Origin of the sequence: Streptomyces hawaiiensis (genome assembly GCF_004803895.1) — a bacterium.
Classification (GTDB): domain Bacteria; phylum Actinomycetota; class Actinomycetes; order Streptomycetales; family Streptomycetaceae; genus Streptomyces; species Streptomyces hawaiiensis.
The window spans coordinates 1,367,504-1,385,102 of record NZ_CP021978.1 but is presented as its reverse complement, the minus strand read 5'-3'; the positions used below and the strand labels follow the sequence as shown (position 1 = coordinate 1,385,102).

The following is a 17,599-nucleotide window of genomic DNA, read 5'->3' as shown; positions in this document are numbered from 1 at the left end:
ACAACGGTAGGAACTGACAGAGGTGCCCGACAAGAAACAAAGATTGCGTGTCCGCGCAGGAACGCTGCGTCTTCCGGCCGCTCAGCGCACGTCTGCTGCGCCACCCCGGGGCTCCTGCGGCGCCGGCTGGCTGGCCCCCGCCTCCGGGCTCTCGGGGAGCAGATGGGACAGCACCATCACGCTGATCGTCTTCCGGATGAACGGCTCCTGCCGGATCCGCTCCAGCACCTCCTCGAAGTGCTCCACGTCCCGCGCCCGCACATGCAGCAACGCGTCCGCGCCGCCGGTCACGGTCATCGCCGCGGCGATCTCCGGGTAGTCGCGCACGACCTCGGCCAGCCGTCGCGGCGGGGCGGCGCCCTCGCAGTACACCTCGACGTAGGCCTCCGTACGCCAGCCCAGCGCCGACGGCTTCACCGTCGCCGAGAACCCGGTGATCACGCCCGTCTCGCGCAGCCGGTCGACCCGCCGCTTGACCGCCGTGGCCGACAGCCCGATCGCCGTACCGATCTCGGCGAACGACGTCCTGGCGTTCGCCATCAACGCCGTGATGATCTTCCGGTCGAGTTCGTCGAACGGCGTGGACGACCTGCTGTTCATGCGGGCACTGTATCCACGTGCCCGAACAGCGGGGATCGCCCCTACACTCCACGTTCATGCTGCGCGCCCTGGCTGTCGACGACGAACGCCCCTCCCTGGAGGAGCTGCTCTACCTCCTGCGCGCCGACCCCCGCATCGGCAGCGCGGAGGGTGCCGGCGACGCCACCGAGGCGCTGCGCCGCATGAACCGCGCCCTGGAGTCCGGCCCGGGCGGGCCAGAGGCCATCGACGTCGTCTTCCTCGACATCCAGATGCCCGGCCTCGACGGCCTCGACCTCGCCCGGCTCCTCACCGGCTTCGCCCGGCCGCCGCTCGTCGTGTTCGTCACCGCCCACGAGGACTTCGCCGTGCAGGCCTTCGACCTCAAGGCCGTCGACTACGTCCTCAAACCCGTGCGCAAGGAACGCCTCGCCGAGGCCGTCCGCCGGGCCGCCGAGCTGAGCGGCGCCGCCCCGCGCATCCCCGTGCACGAACCCGACCCGGACCACATACCCGTCGAACTCGGCGGCGTGACCCGTTTCGTCTCCGTCGACGACATCACCCACGTCGAGGCCCAGGGCGACTACGCCCGCCTGCACACCGACAGGGGCAGCCACCTGGTGCGCATCCCGCTGTCCACCCTGGAGGAGCGCTGGCGCACCCGCGGCTTCGTCCGTATCCACCGCCGCCACCTCGTCGCCCTGCGTCACATCGGCGAACTCCGCCTCGACGCGGGCAGCGTCAGCGTCCTGATCGGCTCCGAGGAGCTCCAGGTCAGCCGCCGCCACGCGCGCGAACTGCGCGACCTGCTCATGAGGAGGCCGTGACGGTGCCCCAGGACCACACCGAACGCCGCGTCGTCGTCACCGGCCCGCCCCGCCAGACCGGCCGGGCCTCCTCCGGCTACTACCGCCCGCGCACCGAGATCGACGAGCAGACCACCCTCGGCCACACCTACGTCCGCTCCCTGATGCGCACCCAACTGCGCGCCGCCCTCACCGTGTTCGCCATCCTCGGCCTGCTCGTCGGCCCCCTCCCGCTGCTCTTCGCGGCGATGCCCGACGCCCGCCACCTGGAATGGGCCGTCCTCGGCTTCGGCCTCTACGCCCCCCTCGTCCTGCTCGCCCGCTGGTACGTCCGCCGTGCCGAGCGCAACGAACGCGACTTCGTACGCCTCGTCGAAGACCGATGAACGACCACCGACGGACCGACGCCCGATGAACTCCAGCTACGCCATCCCCGCCGTCGCCCTCGTCGTCGTCGCGACGGTCCTGGTCGGCGCCTTCGGCCTGCGCATCTCCCGCACCACCTCCGACTTCTACGTCGCCTCCCGCACCGTCGGGCCCCGCCTCAACGCCGCCGCCATCAGCGGCGAGTACCTCTCCGCCGCCTCCTTCCTCGGCATAGCGGGCCTGGTCCTGGTCCAGGGCCCCGACATGCTCTGGTACCCGGTCGGCTACACCGCCGGCTATCTGGTCCTGCTGCTCTTCGTCGCCGCCCCGCTGCGCCGCTCCGGCGCCTACACGCTCCCCGACTTCGCCGAGGCCCGCCTCGCCTCCCAGGCGGTGCGGCGGCTGGCCGGTGCCTTCGTCGTCGGCGTCGGCTGGCTGTACCTGCTGCCCCAGCTCCAGGGCGCCGGACTCACTCTGACCGTGCTGACCGGGGCGCCCGACTGGCTCGGCGGAGTGATCGTCGCCGTCGTCGTGACCGCCACCGTCGCCGCCGGCGGCATGCGCAGCATCACCTTCGTGCAGGCCTTCCAGTACTGGCTCAAGCTCACCGCCCTGCTCGTCCCCGCCCTGTTCCTGGTCCTCACCTGGCAGAGCGACGGCGCACCCCGGCACGCCTTCGACGAACCGGCCACCTTCCGCGAGCAGCGTGTGGTCCGCGTCGACGACAGCGTCGACCTCACCCTCGACCGGCCCCTGAGCGTCACGGTGACCGGCACCGTCGACGGCCGCAAGCACACCGGCACCCGCCTCGAACTCCCCGCCGGCACCCACCGCATCGAACGCGGCTCCCACCTCACCTTCGCCGCGGGCGCCCCCGTTCCCCGGGCCGAGCGCAGCGGCGGCGGCGACCTGTCCCCGTCACAGGCCGAGAGCCGCGAGGAACGCCCGCTGTACGCCACGTACGGGCTGATCCTCGCCACGTTCCTCGGCACCATGGGCCTGCCGCACGTCGTGGTCCGCTTCTACACCAGCCCGCACGGTGTCGCCGCCCGCCGCACCACCGTCGCGGTCCTCGGCCTGATCGGCGCCTTCTACCTCCTGCCGCCCGTCTACGGCGCTCTCGGCCGCCTCTACGCCCCCGAGCTCACTCTCACCGGCGACCCGGACGCCGCCGTCCTCCTGCTGCCCGACCGCATGATCGGGGGAGTGGGCGGCGACCTGCTGGGCGCGCTGGTCGCCGGGGGCGCCTTCGCCGCGTTCCTGTCCACGGCCTCGGGGCTGACCATGGCGGTCGCGGGCGTCCTCGCCCAGGACGTCCTGCCGTCCCGGGGCGTCAGGCACTTCCGGCTCGGCACGGCCCTCGCCATGTCCGTGCCCCTCGCGGCGAGCGTCCTGGTCGGCGGGCTCCCGGTCGCCGACGCCGTCGGGCTGGCCTTCGCCGTGTCGGCGTCCTCGTTCTGCCCGCTGCTCGTGCTCGGCATCTGGTGGCGGCGGCTGACCCCGCCCGGCGCCGCCGCCGGGATGCTGGTCGGCGGGGGCTCCGCGCTGCTCGCCGTCGCCGCGACCATGGCGGGCTACCCGGGCGAGGGCGCCGCCCTGCACGCCCTGCTCGCCTGGCCCGCCCTGTGGTCGGTGCCGCTGGGCTTCCTCACCATGATCCTGGTGTCCCTGGCCACCCCCGGCCGGGTCCCGCCCGGTACGGCGGCGGTCCTGGCCCGGTTCCACCTGCCCGAGGAGCTGCGCACGGAGGTGACGGCATGAGCGGCTTCCTGGCGGGCCTGTGCGTCGCCGTGCTCCCGGTGCTCGCCCTGGGGGTCTGGCTGGGCCGGCGCACCGCCCGGGCCAAGAGCCTCGCCGGTCTCGGCACCCCCGTCGAGCACGCCACCTTCGAGACCCTGCACACGGCGTCCCTCGCCGCGCCCCCGCTGCGGTCCGGACTGACGGAGGAGACCGCCCGCAAATCCGCCCGCAAACTGCGTTCCCTGCTCGGCACGGACGCCCTCTGCCTCACCGACCTCAAGCAGGTCCTGGTCTGGGACGGCGACGGCGCCCACCACCGCACCGAGATCATGGAACGCCTCGCGGGCCCCCTGGAGACCGGCCGCGGCGAGGCCTTCCGGCTCACCTGCGACAGCCTCGACTGCTCGGTGCGCTGGGCGGTCGTCGCCCCGCTCACCGTCGACGACCGGGTGCACGGCGCCCTCGTCGCCTGCGCGCCCCGCGAGTCGGCGGTGCTCGTCCGGGCCGCCGGCGAGGTCGCCCGCTGGGTCTCGGTCCAGCTGGAACTGGCCGACCTCGACCAGTCCCGCACCCGCCTCATCGAGGCCGAGATCAAGGCGCTGCGGGCCCAGATCTCCCCGCACTTCATCTTCAACTCGCTCGCGGTGATCGCCTCGTTCGTCCGCACCGACCCCGAGCGCGCTCGCGAACTGCTCCTGGAATTCGCCGACTTCACCCGCTACTCGTTCCGCCGGCACGGCGACTTCACCACCCTCGCCGAGGAGCTCCACGCCATCGACCACTACCTGGCGCTGGTGCGGGCACGCTTCGGCGACCGCCTCTCCGTCACCCTCCAGATAGCCCCGGAGGTGCTGCCGGTGACCCTGCCGTTCCTGTGCCTGCAGCCGCTCGTCGAGAACGCCGTCAAGCACGGACTGGAGGGCAAGGCCGTGCCCTTCGGCAAGTGCCACATCCAGATCACCGCCCAGGACGCGGGCGCCGAGGCCCTCGTCGTCATCGAGGACGACGGCGCCGGCATGGACCCCGGCCTGCTGCGCCGCATCCTCGCCCGCGAGGTCAGCCCCTCGGGCGGCATCGGCCTCTCCAACGTCGACGACCGGCTCCGCCAGGTCTACGGCGACGACTACGGCCTCGTCATCGAGACCGCCGCGGGAGCCGGCATGAAGATCACTGTCCGGCTCCCGAAGTACCAGCCGGGAGTCCACTCGGCGGGCCGGCTGACCCGGGAGTGAGCCGTCAGGTGCTGCGCGTGGTGACCACCAGTCCCAGCGTGATCAGACCCAGCACGACCCAGCCGAACCACAGCCAGCCGTTGCTGCCGAGCGCCACCGTGTAGGCCGTCACCACGACGAGCCCGCCCAGCGTGAGCGCTCCCATGGTCTTCGTAGAGTTGGAACCGTTCGTGGAACCGGGCATCGCAACACCCTCCTCATGGTTCGGTCCCTCCATGGTGCCCGGCGAACGCCCGGCGCGCACGGCCCGTACACGAGTGGTGTTCAGCGCCCCTGCGTGTTCAGCGAGGCCAGATAGGCGTTGTACGCCTGGAGCTCCTTGTCCCCGTCGCGGTCGGCGGCCCGGTCCGTGCGTTTGGCCTGCCGCTGGTCCGAGGCGTGCCACTGGAACAGCAGGGCCACCAGCACCAGCACGGAGGGGATCTCGCTGAACGCCCAGGCGATGCCGCCCGCCGCGTTCTGGTCCGCGAGCGCCTCGATGCCGAGCGAGGCGGACGGGTTCTTGAACGTCTCGACCATCGGCTCGGACGCCATCATCAGCGCGATCCCGAAGAACGCGTGGAACGGCATGCCCGCGAACAGCTCCAGCATCCGCATCAGGTAGCCCGGGCGGTGCGGGCCCGGGTCCACGCCCATGATCGGCCAGAAGAACACCAGACCGACGGCGAAGAAGTGCACCATCATCGCGATATGGCCGGGCTTGGAGCCCATCAGGGTGTCGAAGAGAGGCGTGAAGTACAGCCCGTACAGGCTCGCGATGAACAGCGGGATCGTGAACGCCGGGTGCGTGATGATCCGCATGTAGTGGCTGTGCAGGAACATCAGCAGCAGCTCACGCGGCCCCTTGCGCCCCCGCCCCGCGGTCGGCAGCGCCCGCAGCGCCAGCGTGATCGGCGCCCCGAGCAGGATGAGGATCGGCGACACCATGCTGATGACCATGTGCTGCACCATGTGCACGCTGAACATGACCATGCCGTAGTCGTTCAGCCGGGTGCACATCATGAGCATGATGCTCAGCACGCCCAGGACGTAGGCGACCGTCCGCCCCACGGGCCACTTGTCGCCGCGCCGGACGAGCCGCACGACACCCCACCCGTACAGGGCCAGCCCGGCCAGGCAGGCGACGAGAAAGAACGGGTCCGTGGACCACTCCAGGCCTCGCCCCAGCGTGAACGGCGGCAGATCCATCGTCATGCCGTGCCCGCTGTGATCCATTCCGCCGGCTCCTGTTTCGTGGGGGTGTGCAGCCATCTGTCCGCCCCAAGAGTAGAACCGCCCCCGGTCGCCACTGCGACCGGGGGCGGTACGGGGTTTTCAGGGGCGCGGGGCTGTGTTCGATATGCGGCTTCGCCGCGTGGGCGCGAGCAACCACTCACGACCCGCACCCGGCCGATCACGGCGACCTCAGAGCACGCACTCCGCCTCTTCGTACCGATCCTCCGGCACCGTCTTCAGCGTCCGAACGGCCTCGGCCAACGACACCATCACGATGTCGGTCCCGCGCAGCGCGGTCATCCGCCCGAACTCACCCCGGTGCACGGCCTCCACCGCATGCCACCCGAACCGCGTGGCCAGCACCCGGTCATAGGCGGTCGGCGTCCCGCCCCGCTGCACATGCCCGAGGATCACCGGCCGGGCTTCCTTCCCCAGCCGCCCCTCCAGCTCCACGGACAGCTGCCGGGCGATCCCGGCGAACCGCTCGTGGCCGTAGATGTCCTTGCCGCCCTCGTCGAACTCCATGCTCCCGACCCGGGGCTTGGCCCCCTCCGCCGCCACCACGATCGCGAAGCGCTTGCCCGCCTCGAACCGCTCGCCGACCCGCCGGGTCAGTTCCTCTATGTCGAAGGGCCGCTCGGGGACGACGATGGCGTGCGCGCCGGCCGCCATGCCGGAGTGCAGCGCGATCCAGCCGGTGTGCCGGCCCATGACCTCGACCACCAGGACCCGCTGGTGGGACTCGGCGGTGGTCTTCAGCCGGTCCAGGGCCTCGGTCGCCACACCCACGGCCGTGTCGAAGCCGAAGGTGACGTCCGTGACGGCGATGTCGTTGTCGATGGTCTTCGGCACACCCACGATGGGCAGACCGCTGTCCGACATCAGCCGCGCGGCCTTGAGCGTGCCCTCGCCGCCGATGGGGATGATCGCGTCGAGGCCGAGCTCCTCGACATGGCCCTTGGCCCGCTCCACACCGTCCCGCAGATGGGAGGGCTGGACCCGGGAGGAGCCGAGGATCGTGCCGCCGCGGGCGAGGATGCCACCCACCGCGTCGAGGTCGAGCTTGAGATAGTCGCACTCCAGGAGGCCCTTCCAGCCGTCCCGGAAGCCGATGACCTCGTCGCCGTGGTCGACGACGGCGCGGTGCACGACGGACCGGATGACGGCGTTCAGGCCGGGGCAGTCGCCGCCGGACGTGAGGACACCAATGCGCATAGCCCGAATACCTTCTCCACGTGGGCCGGGTCCGGACCGCGTCGTCCGGCTGGAATCCCCGCCACCCTAGCGGCATCGAGGGGCCGGACCGAAGCACGCGTCCGCCTGCTGGACGACCCCGCTCACCTGTGCGGATGTGCCGTCAGACGGGCTGTTGACCAGCAGGTTGACGCGTGCTTCGCACACGCTGCGGCGCAGTGCTCACGCAGGCTGCTGAGCAGCGGCGATGCGCTCGTTTCGCAGGGCCTCGTACCAGCGGTCGTCGGTCGGCGGCAGCGCGTTGACGTCGAGGGCCAGCTTCAGCAGCAGGTCCGCGATCAGCGGGTTGCGCGCGAGCACCGGCCCGTGCATGTACGTGCCGAAGACGGTGTCGTTGTACGCGCCCTCCGTGCCGTCGCCCGTGCCGTTGCCGTTGCCGAAGCGCACCCGGGCGAGGGGACGGGCGGTGGGGCCGAGGTGGGTGACGCCCTGGTGGTTCTCGAAGCCGGTCAGCGGGGGCAGGCCGAGCCGCCCGTCGACGTCGCCCAGCACGTCACCGACGCAGCGGGCGCCCTCACCGCGCGTCGACACCACGTCCAGCAGCCCGAGGCCGGGCTCGCGCTGGCCGAGGTCGTTGATGAACTCGTGGCCGAGGATCTGGTAGCCGGCGCACACGGAGAACACGATGGCGCCGTTCTCCACGGCCCGGGTCAGTCCGCCGTCCCGGCGCAGCCGCTCGGCGGCGAGCCGCTGCGGCCGGTCCTCACCGCCGCCGATCAGGTAGATGTCGCCGGAGGTGGGGATCGGCTGGTCGCTGCGCACGTCCAGCCGGGCCACGTCCAGGCCGCGCTGCTGGGCCCGGCGTTCGACGACCAGGACGTTGCCCTGGTCGCCGTAGGTGCTGAGCAGGTCGGGATAGATCCAGACGATGCGCAGTTGGTTGTCGCTCACAAAAGTCCCCTGACGTCTCGTGCTCAGTTGCCGACGCGGCGGCGGAGGTCCTGGAACGCCGTGTAGTTGGCGATGACCTCGATCCGGCCCGGCGGGCAGGCGGCCACGGCCTGGTCGAGGTTCTCGTAGACCTGGAAGTGCTGGTCGGCGACCTCCAGGCGCACCGCCAGGTCCAGGCGCCGGTCACCGACCACGCAGATCGGGTGGCCGGTCAGACGCGTGTAGTCGACGTCCCACAGCCAGGAGGTGTCGGTGCCGTCGGCGCCGCGCGCGTTCACGGAGAGGATGACCGGCGTGGGCGGCGGGTCGATCAGGGAGAACGTCTCCAGCCAGCCGGCCGGGTTCTTCGCGAGCAGGAGCCGCAGGTCACGGCCCTGGAACTGGACGACGTCGTACCGTCCGGCCACCGCCTGCACCTGGTACATGCGCTCCAGCGCGACCTGCGGCGGCACGCCGAACACGGCGGCGACGGCGGCCGAGGAGGCGGCGTTGGCCTTGTTGGCGCGGCCGGGCAGCTGGAGATGGATCGGCCAGGCCGAGCCGTGCGGGTCGAGGACGTGGTCGCCGGAGAGCGCCCAGCTCGGCGTCGGACGGCGGAAGCCGCACTCGCCGCAGAACCAGTCGTCGCCGGGGCGCTGCATCACGCCACCGCACGACGGGCACGACCAGGCGTCGTCCTTCCACATCTGCCCCGCCGCGACCCAGATCACATTGGGGGAGGACGACGCCGCCCACACCACCAGCGGGTCGTCGCAGTTGGCCACGACCACGGCCTTGGAACCCGCGAGCCCCTCCCGCCAGTTCTCGGCGAGCATGCGGGTCTCGGCGGCACGGTCGAGCTGGTCGCGCGAGAGGTTGAGCAGGGCGATGCACTTCGGGGCGGTGTCCCGGGCGACGCCGGCGAGGTACTTCTCGTCGACCTCGATGACGCCGTAGCGGGCGTCCGAGCTGCCGGCGAGGGCCGAGGTGATGCCGGCCGGCATGTTGGCGCCGAGCGCGTTGGAGACGACCGGTCCCGCCGCGCGCAGCGCCTCGGCGATGAGCCGGGTGGTGGTGGTCTTGCCGTTCGTCGCGGAGACCAGGATCACGTCCAGGTTCTGGGCGAGCCGGGCGAGGAGGTCGGGGTCGAGTTTGAGCGCGACCCGGCCGCCGATCACCGAACCGCTGCCGCGTCCTGCGGCGCGCGATGCCGCCGCGACCGCCTTGCCCGCGGTCACGGCCAGCTTGGCCCGCGGCGAGAGCGGGTCCGAGTTGCCTGCCATCAGTTCTCGATCCTCCTTGCGTACGCGCCGCGCCTTGAAGCCTGACGGCCACGTGGTGTGGACCTCAGCCTATCGAGATCCATTCGCACTCCCGCACCGCGGCACTGTGGCGAACTCGTGTGGGAGGCGCGGACCGACAGGACCTTACTCTTGCCGCCATGCGACACAGCTCCATCCCCGGCGCCCACGGCCGCGTGAGACCCCTCACCCTGCACGGCGACCCGCTCCTGCACGCACCCTGCGCGGAGGTCACCGACTTCGGCCCCGAACTGGCCCGGCTCGTCGAGGACTTGTTCGCGACCATGTACGCCGCGCAGGGCGTCGGCCTCGCCGCCAACCAGATCGGCGAGCCCCTGCGGGTCTTCGTCTACGACTGTCCCGACGACGAGGACGTCCGCCATGTGGGCCATGTGATCAACCCCCGCCTGACCGAAACGGACGGCGTGGTGATCCGGGGCCCGGAGGGCTGCCTGTCCCTGCCGGGCCTGGAAGCGGGCACGGAGCGCTACGACCACGCGGTGGTCGAGGGCTTCACGATGACCGGCGACCCGGTCACCGTCCACGGCACGGGCTTCTTCGCCCGCTGCCTGCAACACGAGTGCGACCACTTGGAGGGCCGCGTGTACGCGGACCGTCTCAAGGGCTGGCGCCGCCGCAAACTGATGCGCCAGGTGGCCCGTGCCTCGTGGAGCGCCTGAGCGCCATCGCCTCAGGACGCGGGGACGCCCGGGCTCTTGGAGCGCCTGGGCGGCATCGCCTCAGGGGCGCGGGGAACTGCGCGAACAACCCCCACCGGCCGTCAGCCAGGACACGACGGTCAGAACCCCGGGCCTCCGACCCGATCCCCCGCCGCCGCAAGCCGACCCCACAACAGATCAGCCAGACTCCGCACCAACTCCGCACGGGAACAGGGCCGTTCCCCCAGCCACCAGTCCCCGGCGGCGTGCATCATGCCGACTATCCCGTGTCCCCACACCCGCGCCAGCTGCTGCCCGCCCGGCCCGAGGTCCAGCCGCTCCTCGATGACCTGCGCCAGCTCCTCGCCCATCCGCCGCAGCAACGGCGCACTGTGCTTGCCGACATCGAAGCCCTGATCTCCCGGCTGGCCCCCCTCCGCCGGATGCATCAGGAACCGGTACACCTGGGGCCGCGCCTCGATCGCCGCGAGGTACGTGTCCAACGTCGCCTCGACCCGCTCCCGTCGGTCCGCCGGCGCGTCCAGCGCCGCCCGCAGCGAGTCCAGCAGCGCGTCCGTGTGCCGCATGGCAAGGGCCGCGTAAAGTCCGCCCTTGTCGCCGAAGTGCCGGTAGAGAATGGGCTTGGTGATGCCGGCTTCCGCGGCGATCGCGTTCATCGAGGCCTGCGGACCGTCGCGCAGCACCACTCGGTCGGCGGCCTCCAGCAGCTCACGCCGACGGCGATCGGCGGACCGTTGCTGATCGGTCCGCTGCGTGGTGTCCATGGTCTCTCCCCACCCGTGCTGTTTCGATGACGCCTGCGCAAACTAACACTGAAGCATGCCCAGGACACCGAAAGGGTGCCGACCGGTCGGTAGGAGTTGACTTCGACTACCCGTCGGTAACAGACTGGTGTTACCGCAAGTAACATGCACGTGCTGCTGGAGGGGACGACATGGCCGAGTTCACCATGGAGCTCAACGACGAACAGAAGGAGGTCCGCGACTGGATCCACGGCTTCGCCGCCGACGTGATCCGCCCCGCGGCCGCCGAATGGGACGAGCGTGAGGAGACTCCCTGGCCGGTCATCCAGGAGGCGGCCAAGGTCGGCATCTACTCCCTGGACTTCTACGCCCAGCAGTACTTCGACCCCACCGGCCTCGGCATCCCGATGGCGATGGAGGAGCTGTTCTGGGGCGACGCGGGCATAGCCCTGTCCATCGTCGGCACCGGTCTCGCCGCCGTCGGCGTCCTCGCCAACGGCACCGAGCAGCAGATCGGCACCTGGATCCCCCAGATGTACGGCGACGCCAACGATGTCAAGGTCGCCGCGTTCTGCTCCTCCGAGCCCGACGCCGGCTCCGACGTGGCCTCCATGCGGACCCGGGCCGTGTACGACGAGGCCAAGGACGAGTGGGTGCTCAACGGCACCAAGACCTGGGCGACCAACGGCGGTATCGCCAACGTCCATGTCGTCGTCGCGGTCGTCGACGCCGAGCTCGGCTCCAAGGGCCACGCCTCCTTCATCGTCCCGCCGGGCACCGAGGGGCTGTCCCAGGGCCAGAAGTTCAAGAAGCACGGCATCCGCGCCTCGCACACCGCCGAGGTCATCCTCGACAACGTGCGCGTTCCCGGCTCCTGCCTGCTCGGCGGCAAGGAGAAGCTCGACGAGCGGCTCGCCCGTGCCCGGGAGAAGGCCAGGCAGGGCGGGGAGCGCGTGAAGAACGCGGCGATGGCCACGTTCGAGGCCTCGCGCCCGGCGGTCGGTGCCATGGCGGTCGGCACCGCCCGGGCCGCCTACGAGGTCGCCCTCGACTACGCGAAGACCAGGGAGCAGTTCGGTCGCCCGATCATCGACAACCAGGGGGTGGCCTTCCAGCTCGCGGACATGCGGACGTCCATCGACGCGGCCCGGCTGCTGGTGTGGCGCGCGTCCTGGATGGCGGTCAACGGCAGGCCGTTCACGGCGGCCGAGGGGTCGATGTCCAAGCTGTTCGCGAGCGAGACGGCCAAGAAGGTCACGGCCCAGGCGATCCAGATCCTCGGCGGCAACGGCTACACCCGGGAGTACCCCGTCGAGCGGATGCACCGGGACGCGGCCATCTACACCATCTTCGAGGGCACGAGCGAGATCCAGCGCCTGGTCATCGCCCGGACCCTCGCCGGCGTGCCCATCCGCTAGCGGTGTCTGAGCGGCGTCAGCTGCTCGATGTCGTAGCGCGCCCGCAGCTCCTCGATCGCCGCGTGGTCCGGCGGGCCCCCGCTGCCGAGGATCTCCAGCAGCTCCTCGAAGTACCGCTCGTGGTCCGGCGGCGGACTCGCCTGGAAGAACATCTTGGCGGGCTCGTCCGTCGGGTTGGCGAACGCGTGCGGGCACCCGGGGGGTACGACGATCACCGTTCCCGGGGCCGCCCGCACCACCCGGTTGCCGGAAGTGGATTCCCACCGCTGCCAGTTGTCGGGAGTACGGATCCGCGGCTCGAAGGCGAGGACGTCCAGCTCGCCTTCGAGAACGTAGAACAACTCCTCGCTGCGGGTGTGCACATGGGCGCCGACGTCGAAGCCCGGGGGAACGACCACCTCGAAGGTGGAGGCCATGCGGGAGTGCGTGCCGGTCACCTTGAAGGTGACGTGCTGGGCGGGGGCCGCCACCACCCGGCCGTGCCCCGGAGGGACCAGCAGCCCTTCCGTCGCCGTCATCGCGGGCTCACCACGTCACGGGCAGGGCCTCGGGCCCGCGGATCAGCGCGCCCTTCCTGAAGGGCACCTCCCCGGCCGGCACGGCGAGCCGCAGGCCCGGTACGCCGTCGAGGAGCGCGTCGACCAAGAGCTCCGACTCCAGCCGGGCCAGCATGCCGCCGGGGCAGTAGTGCGGGCCGAAGCCGAAGGCGACGTGCGGGTTCGGACTGCGGCCGAAATCGATCGTCTCCGGGTCGGGGAAGACGTCCGGGTCGCGGTTCGCGGCCAGGTACGACACGTAGATCGCGTCGCCCTCCCGGATCTGTACGCCCTGGATCTCCACGTCCTCCATGGCGATCCGGGACAGTCCGACCGCGTTGCGGTGGGGGATCCAGCGCAGCAGTTCGTCGATGGCCCGGGGCCGGATCTCCGGTTCGTCGCGCAGTCGTTCGGCGAGCTCGGGCCGGGTCAGCAGCACGTAGAACATCTGGCCGCTGTTGTTGGTGACCGCCTCGCCGCCGATCTGGAGGAGGACCGCGAGTCCGACCGCCTCGTCCAGGGTGACCTCCCCGCGGCCCACGGCGGCGCCGAGCAGGGAGGCGACGTCCTCGCCCGTGCTGCCCTCGCGCAGGCCGATGAGGTCGCAGAAGTAGGCGCTCATCTCCTTCTTGGCCTTCTCGCTGACCTCGGCGCCGTGCGAGGAGGACAGGATCAGCTGGGTCCAGGTGTGCATGCCCTGCCGATCGGCGGCCGGGACGCCCATCAGCTCGCAGATCACCGCGATGGGGAACGGGCTGAGCACGGCCTCGGTCAGGTCGGCGGGCGGGCCGTCCTGGAGCATCTCGTCGACCAGCTCCGCCAGCATGCGGCGGGACCGCTCGCGTACCCGCTCCACCCCGCGTGCCGTGAACGCGGCGGCGACGCTGCGGCGCAGCCGGGTGTGGTCCGGCGGGTCCAGGAAGCCGACCGCGCCACGGGCCGGGATGAAGTGCGGGGCCAGCCGGGTGACCTGCCGGTCCATGACGGCCTCGCGGCTGAAGCGCGGGTCGTTGGTCACCGTCCGCACATCGTCGTAGCGGGTGACCAGCCAGGCCCAGCCCTCGCCGTTGGGCAGCTTGACGCGGGTGACCGGGCCCTCGTCCATCAGTTCGCGCAGGACCGGGTCGAAGTCCGCGCCGGACAGGTCGAGCGCGGGCCAGTCCCGGACCGGGGGCAGGATTTCGGTCATCGTCTCTTCGCTCATGTCACATCGATTCGTCCGCGCTGTGCCAGCGGCCCAGGGCCATCTCGGCGGTGATACCGGGTCCGAACCCGGCGAGCAGCCCGCGCGCCCGGTGCTCGGCGCCGCCCTCGTCGAACAGCCGGCGCAGCGCGTCCAGGACGACGGCGCTGGCGATGTTGCCGTACTCGGTGAGCGTCGCCCGGCTGAACCGGAAGGCGTGCGGGTCGACCTGGAGGAAGGTGCTGAGGTCGTCGAGGATGCGGGGGCCGCCCGCGTGGACTATGTAGAAGTCCAGGTCGGAGGCGTTCCAGCCGTGGTCACCGGCCAGGTCCTTCAGCGCCGGCGCGAGGGGCTCCATGGTGGCCGGGACCCGCTTGTCCAGCAGGAAGTGGAAGCCGGTGGCCTTCACGTCGTACATGATCCACTCTTCGGTCTTGGGGATCAGGTACGAGCCGTTGCGCTCCAGGACGACGCCCTCGCCGCCCCGGCCGCGCACCGCGGCGGCGGCGATGCCGTCACCGAACAGGCCGTTCGACAGCAGCGAGCCGACGCCGATGTCGGTGGGCTGGTAGCACAGCGAGCAGAACTCGCAGGCCACGATCAGCGCGTTGGCCTCGGGGTAGGCCGTGCAGAAGTCGTGGGCCCGGTTGATCGCCGCGCCGCCGGCCGCGCAGCCCAGCTGGGCTATCGGCAGCTGCCGCGTGGTCGGGTCGAAGCCCATCTCGTTGATCAGCCAGGCCGTGAGCGAGGGCATCATGAAGCCCGTGCACGACACGTAGATGATCAGGTCCACGTCGGTGGTGAGCAGTTCGGCGTCGTCGAGGGCCCGCTGGATGACCGAGGGGACCCGGGCCTTCGCCTCGGCCTCGTAGAGCCTGTTGCGGTCCTCGAACCCGGGGTGTTTCAGCGTTTCCTCGATGGGCTGCACGATGCGCCGCGTGCGCACACCGGTGTTCTCGATCAGCCGGAGGGCCAGCGGCAGTTGGGGGTGGTCGGCGTGGCGCTCACGCGCCAGCTCCAGCGTCTCCTCCATCGTGATCACGTGCTCTGGGACGGATACCGAGGGTCTGCACAAAGTCGCCATGAACCGTGCCTGCTTTCGCCTCCCGGAAGACCCTTCGCCCCCCGGTCAGAAGGTGGTTCACCTCAAGGGGTGGTCCACCCACGATCACCCGGTGGGACGCCGATCTCGCGCCGGACTACTCCGTATCGGGGACGCCGTGCCAGGCTCGTCCCGACACTTCGACGACGGAGGACGCCATGACGCACCCGGCCCGGGACCTGCTGCGGACGACCACGGCGGCCCTCGCCCCGGACCCGGGCGCCAATCCCGTGGTCCCCCGGATCGCCGCCGGCACGGCGCCCCGCGCCACCCTCGCCGCGCTCGCCCTGGAACAGACCTGGGTGATCCCCGCGGACCGTCGCGCGTTCGAGCACCTGGCAGTCCGCGCCGAAGCGACCGACCCCGAGGCCGCGGCCTTCTTCACGACCCTCGCGCAGGGCGAGGCACTGGCGGGCGAGCGACTGGTTGCCTTCGCACGGGCGTGTGGCACGGAGGAGGCGTCGTACGAGCCGCTTCACGGCTGCCAGGCGTACCCCGCGTACGTGGCCTGGCTGGCGCTCAACGCCGCACCGGCAGACGTGGTCCTGGCGCTGACGGCCAACTTCTCGGCGTGGGGCGGCTATTGCGCGACGATCGCCATCGCACTGCGCGAGCACTACGATTTCACCGACGAGGCCTGCGCGTTCTTCGACTTCTTCGCGCAGCCGTCACCCGACCTGGACCGGCTCGCGGCGACGGCGGTGGAGGCGGCTCTGGACGCAGGGCGCCTCGACGAGCAGCGAGCTCACACCTACGGCCGCCTCCTGCAGACCTACGAGGAGATGTTCTGGACCGCCCTGAGCAAGACCCCTTAGGGGCGCGGGGAACCGCGCGACAAGCCCCCACACACCCGCACCCGCACGACTCAGGTCGCACCCCCACTGCTGTGCGCGATACAGGCCACATCGATCCGGTCGGCCAGCTTCGCCAGCTCAATGGCCAACTCGGCGACCGTGTCCTCGTCCAGCCCTGATTCCCCGCTTTCCACCAGCCGCACCCATCGGCCCCCCACCGTCCGCAGGAGCTTGCTGACATCCGCGGCAGCCACCTGCAAGGTCCCGCGGTCGTCGACGATCAGAGGCAGAGTCACTTCGCGGTTCACAGACGGGATCGTAGCCCCGCAACACTCACGCACCATGCCAAACAGTGGTGATGTTGCAGAACTCGCGGATTCCCTGCCCGGACAGCTCACGCCCGTACCCGGACCGCTTCACACCGCCGAACGGGAACGCCGGATGGGACGCCGTCATGCCGTTGAAGAACACCCCGCCGGCCTCCAGATCCCTGACGAACCGGTCGACCTCTCCCTCGTCCCGCGTCCACACGTTCGAACTCAGTCCGAACGGCGAGTCGTTCGCGATCAGTACGGCCTCGTCCAGGTCGGCCGCCCGGTACAGCGTGGCGACCGGTCCGAAGGCCTCCTCCCGGTGGATCCGCATCTCGCGGGTGATGCCGGCGAGGATCGTCGGCCTGTAGTACCAGCCCGGCCCGTCCGGCCGTTCGCCACCGCACAGCACCTGCGCTCCGCTGCGCACCGCGTCGTCGACCAGTTCCTCCAGATCGCTCAGTCCCTGCTCGCTGGAGAGCGGCCCGACCTCGGTGTCGTCGGACATCGGGTCGCCGACCCTCAGCGCCTTCATGCCCGCGGCGAACCGCTCGGCGAAGGCGTCGTAGACGTCCGTGTGCACGATGAACCGCTTCGCGGCGATGCAGGACTGCCCGGTGTTCTGTACGCGGGCGGTCACCGCGACCTTCGCGGCCCGGTCGATGTCGGCGGAGGGCATGACGACGAACGGGTCGCTGCCGCCCAGCTCCAGCACCGTCTTCTTGATCATCTCTCCGGCGGTGGAGGCGACCGCGCGGCCCGCGGGCTCGCTGCCGGTGAGAGTGGCGGCCTTGACCCGCTCGTCGCGCAGGATCTCGTCGACCGCGGCGGAACCGATCAGCAGGGTCTGGAAGGTGCCCTCGGTGAAGCCCGCCCGGTGGAAGAGGTCCTCCAGGTACAGGGCGGTCTGCGGGACGTTGGAGGCGTGCTTGAGCAGGCCCACATTGCCCGCCATCAGCGCGGGTGCGGCGAAACGGACCACCTGCCACAGCGGGAAGTTCCACGGCATCACCGCGAGCACCGGGCCGAGCGGACGGTAGCGCACCCGTACCCGTGAGGCTCCGGAGTCCTTCACGTCGGAGTCGGCGGGCTCCTCGTCGGCGAGCAGTTCCCGGGCGTGGTCGGCGTACCAGCGCATCGCCTTGGCGCACTTCACCGCCTCGGCCCGGGCCTGCTGGACCGGCTTGCCCATCTCGGTGGTCATCACGCGGGCGATGTCCTGCTGGTCCTCTTCGAGGAGGTCGGCGGCCCGGTGCAGCAGCCGGGCGCGCTCGTCGAAGGTCGTCGTCCGGTACGTGCGGAACGTGGCCTCCGCGAGCTGGAGCCGACGCTCGATCTCCTCCTCGCCCATGGCCTCGTACGTCTTGAGCGTCTCGCCGTTCGCCGGGTTCACCGTTGCGATGGGCATGGCTGACCTCCCTCGGAGCGGGCTGTGTCTCGACCTTCCCGCGCGACGGTGGGGACCGCAA

General features: G+C 71.0%; 18 protein-coding genes and 1 pseudogene. 7 read left to right on the top strand and 12 right to left on the bottom strand.

The genetic code is table 11. From position 1 onward, the window contains the following. Window positions 1-81: 81 nt before the first annotated feature. Complete coding sequence (locus CEB94_RS06375; protein ID WP_175431229.1) at window positions 82-600, bottom strand: Lrp/AsnC family transcriptional regulator; 519 nt, start codon at window positions 598-600, stop codon at window positions 82-84. A 56-nt stretch (window positions 601-656) separates the two neighbouring features. Here CEB94_RS06375 and CEB94_RS06370 point away from each other — a divergent pair, with 56 nt between their 5' ends. The 4 genes from CEB94_RS06370 to CEB94_RS06355 are packed head-to-tail and all read left to right on the top strand — an operon-like array spanning window position 657 to window position 4,723. Further along, window positions 657-1,406, top strand: coding sequence for a LytR/AlgR family response regulator transcription factor (locus CEB94_RS06370; RefSeq protein ID WP_175431228.1), 750 nt, complete (start codon window positions 657-659; stop codon window positions 1,404-1,406). Between the two features lie 2 nt (window positions 1,407-1,408). Then, window positions 1,409-1,771 (top strand): hypothetical protein, encoded by a 363-nt coding sequence (locus CEB94_RS06365; protein ID WP_175436914.1) that lies wholly within the window; start codon window positions 1,409-1,411, stop codon window positions 1,769-1,771. A 25-nt stretch (window positions 1,772-1,796) separates the two neighbouring features. Further along, window positions 1,797-3,512, top strand: a complete 1,716-nt coding sequence (locus CEB94_RS06360; protein WP_175431227.1) for a sodium/solute symporter — start codon at window positions 1,797-1,799, stop codon at window positions 3,510-3,512. Continuing rightward, complete coding sequence (locus tag CEB94_RS06355; RefSeq protein WP_175431226.1) at window positions 3,509-4,723, top strand: sensor histidine kinase; 1,215 nt, start codon at window positions 3,509-3,511, stop codon at window positions 4,721-4,723. The genes CEB94_RS06360 and CEB94_RS06355 overlap by 4 nt, the downstream gene beginning before the upstream one ends. Window positions 4,724-4,727: 4 nt before the next feature. Here CEB94_RS06355 and CEB94_RS06350 read toward each other — a convergent pair whose 3' ends face one another. The 5 genes from CEB94_RS06350 to CEB94_RS06330 form a co-directional block, all read right to left on the bottom strand. After that, window positions 4,728-4,907, bottom strand: a complete 180-nt coding sequence (locus CEB94_RS06350) for a hypothetical protein (RefSeq protein WP_030835374.1) — start codon at window positions 4,905-4,907, stop codon at window positions 4,728-4,730. A gap of 80 nt (window positions 4,908-4,987) precedes the next feature. After that, window positions 4,988-5,938 carry a cytochrome c oxidase assembly protein gene (locus CEB94_RS06345; protein ID WP_175431225.1) on the bottom strand — a complete coding sequence of 317 codons (951 nt, stop codon included), beginning with the start codon at window positions 5,936-5,938 and terminating at the stop codon, window positions 4,988-4,990. A gap of 189 nt (window positions 5,939-6,127) precedes the next feature. After that, on the bottom strand, window positions 6,128-7,153 hold the full coding sequence (locus CEB94_RS06340) for a 6-phosphofructokinase (RefSeq protein WP_175431224.1): 1,026 nt from the start codon (window positions 7,151-7,153) through the stop codon (window positions 6,128-6,130). A gap of 201 nt (window positions 7,154-7,354) precedes the next feature. Beyond that, on the bottom strand, window positions 7,355-8,083 hold the full coding sequence (locus tag CEB94_RS06335; protein ID WP_031137105.1) for a type 1 glutamine amidotransferase: 729 nt from the start codon (window positions 8,081-8,083) through the stop codon (window positions 7,355-7,357). 23 nt (window positions 8,084-8,106) lie between these two features. Next, window positions 8,107-9,345, bottom strand: a complete 1,239-nt coding sequence (locus CEB94_RS06330) for a MurT ligase domain-containing protein (RefSeq protein WP_030835363.1) — start codon at window positions 9,343-9,345, stop codon at window positions 8,107-8,109. A gap of 158 nt (window positions 9,346-9,503) precedes the next feature. Here CEB94_RS06330 and def point away from each other — a divergent pair, with 158 nt between their 5' ends. Beyond that, on the top strand, window positions 9,504-10,043 hold the full coding sequence (gene def, locus CEB94_RS06325; RefSeq protein ID WP_175431223.1) for a peptide deformylase: 540 nt from the start codon (window positions 9,504-9,506) through the stop codon (window positions 10,041-10,043). 119 nt (window positions 10,044-10,162) lie between these two features. Here the strand turns inward: def and CEB94_RS06320 are convergent, their stop codons facing one another. Then, the gene (locus CEB94_RS06320) at window positions 10,163-10,807 is read right to left on the bottom strand and encodes a TetR/AcrR family transcriptional regulator (protein ID WP_175431222.1); all 645 of its coding nucleotides are present in this window, start codon (window positions 10,805-10,807) and stop codon (window positions 10,163-10,165) included. 170 nt (window positions 10,808-10,977) lie between these two features. Between CEB94_RS06320 and CEB94_RS06315 the strand changes: the two genes are divergently transcribed. After that, the gene (locus CEB94_RS06315; protein WP_175431221.1) at window positions 10,978-12,204 is read left to right on the top strand and encodes an acyl-CoA dehydrogenase family protein; all 1,227 of its coding nucleotides are present in this window, start codon (window positions 10,978-10,980) and stop codon (window positions 12,202-12,204) included. On the opposite strand, the gene CEB94_RS06310 is transcribed toward CEB94_RS06315, so the two are convergent. The 3 genes and pseudogenes from CEB94_RS06310 to CEB94_RS06300 all read right to left on the bottom strand — a co-directional run. Then, window positions 12,201-12,722 (bottom strand): cupin domain-containing protein, encoded by a 522-nt coding sequence (locus CEB94_RS06310; protein ID WP_175431220.1) that lies wholly within the window; start codon window positions 12,720-12,722, stop codon window positions 12,201-12,203. The two genes, CEB94_RS06315 and CEB94_RS06310, sit on opposite strands and share 4 nt — an antisense overlap. 7 nt (window positions 12,723-12,729) lie before the next feature. Next, a complete protein-coding gene (locus tag CEB94_RS06305; protein ID WP_175431219.1) occupies window positions 12,730-13,944 on the bottom strand; it encodes a cytochrome P450 in 1,215 nt (404 codons plus the stop codon). Window position 13,945: 1 nt separating this feature from the next. Continuing rightward, window positions 13,946-15,016 (bottom strand): annotated as a pseudogene (locus CEB94_RS06300) (type III polyketide synthase); the annotation flags it as partial. Window positions 15,017-15,183: 167 nt separating this feature from the next. Here CEB94_RS06300 and CEB94_RS06295 point away from each other — a divergent pair. Continuing rightward, window positions 15,184-15,840, top strand: a complete 657-nt coding sequence (locus CEB94_RS06295) for a TenA family protein (protein ID WP_175431217.1) — start codon at window positions 15,184-15,186, stop codon at window positions 15,838-15,840. Between the two features lie 50 nt (window positions 15,841-15,890). On the opposite strand, the gene CEB94_RS06290 is transcribed toward CEB94_RS06295, so the two are convergent. Together CEB94_RS06290 and CEB94_RS06285 are read right to left on the bottom strand one after the other, a co-directional pair. After that, a complete protein-coding gene (locus CEB94_RS06290) occupies window positions 15,891-16,127 on the bottom strand; it encodes a DUF6213 family protein (RefSeq protein ID WP_175431216.1) in 237 nt (78 codons plus the stop codon). Between the two features lie 25 nt (window positions 16,128-16,152). After that, window positions 16,153-17,538: an NADP-dependent succinic semialdehyde dehydrogenase gene (locus CEB94_RS06285; RefSeq protein WP_175431215.1), complete on the bottom strand. Its 1,386-nt coding sequence runs from the start codon at window positions 17,536-17,538 to the stop codon at window positions 16,153-16,155. Window positions 17,539-17,599 lie beyond the last annotated feature (61 nt).

Coding starts and splice junctions, on each gene's coding strand:
- CEB94_RS06310 (WP_175431220.1), bottom strand. CDS start 12,722: ATGACGGCGACGGAAGGGCTGCTGGTCCCTCCGGGGCACGGCCGGGTG.
- CEB94_RS06375 (WP_175431229.1), bottom strand. CDS start 600: ATGAACAGCAGGTCGTCCACGCCGTTCGACGAACTCGACCGGAAGATC.
- CEB94_RS06330 (WP_030835363.1), bottom strand. CDS start 9,345: ATGGCAGGCAACTCGGACCCGCTCTCGCCGCGGGCCAAGCTGGCCGTG.
- CEB94_RS06320 (WP_175431222.1), bottom strand. CDS start 10,807: ATGGACACCACGCAGCGGACCGATCAGCAACGGTCCGCCGATCGCCGT.
- CEB94_RS06345 (WP_175431225.1), bottom strand. CDS start 5,938: ATGGATCACAGCGGGCACGGCATGACGATGGATCTGCCGCCGTTCACG.
- CEB94_RS06355 (WP_175431226.1), top strand. CDS start 3,509: ATGAGCGGCTTCCTGGCGGGCCTGTGCGTCGCCGTGCTCCCGGTGCTC.
- CEB94_RS06315 (WP_175431221.1), top strand. CDS start 10,978: ATGGCCGAGTTCACCATGGAGCTCAACGACGAACAGAAGGAGGTCCGC.
- def (WP_175431223.1), top strand. CDS start 9,504: ATGCGACACAGCTCCATCCCCGGCGCCCACGGCCGCGTGAGACCCCTC.
- CEB94_RS06340 (WP_175431224.1), bottom strand. CDS start 7,153: ATGCGCATTGGTGTCCTCACGTCCGGCGGCGACTGCCCCGGCCTGAAC.
- CEB94_RS06305 (WP_175431219.1), bottom strand. CDS start 13,944: ATGAGCGAAGAGACGATGACCGAAATCCTGCCCCCGGTCCGGGACTGG.
- CEB94_RS06295 (WP_175431217.1), top strand. CDS start 15,184: ATGACGCACCCGGCCCGGGACCTGCTGCGGACGACCACGGCGGCCCTC.
- CEB94_RS06350 (WP_030835374.1), bottom strand. CDS start 4,907: ATGCCCGGTTCCACGAACGGTTCCAACTCTACGAAGACCATGGGAGCG.
- CEB94_RS06370 (WP_175431228.1), top strand. CDS start 657: ATGCTGCGCGCCCTGGCTGTCGACGACGAACGCCCCTCCCTGGAGGAG.
- CEB94_RS06360 (WP_175431227.1), top strand. CDS start 1,797: ATGAACTCCAGCTACGCCATCCCCGCCGTCGCCCTCGTCGTCGTCGCG.
- CEB94_RS06285 (WP_175431215.1), bottom strand. CDS start 17,538: ATGCCCATCGCAACGGTGAACCCGGCGAACGGCGAGACGCTCAAGACG.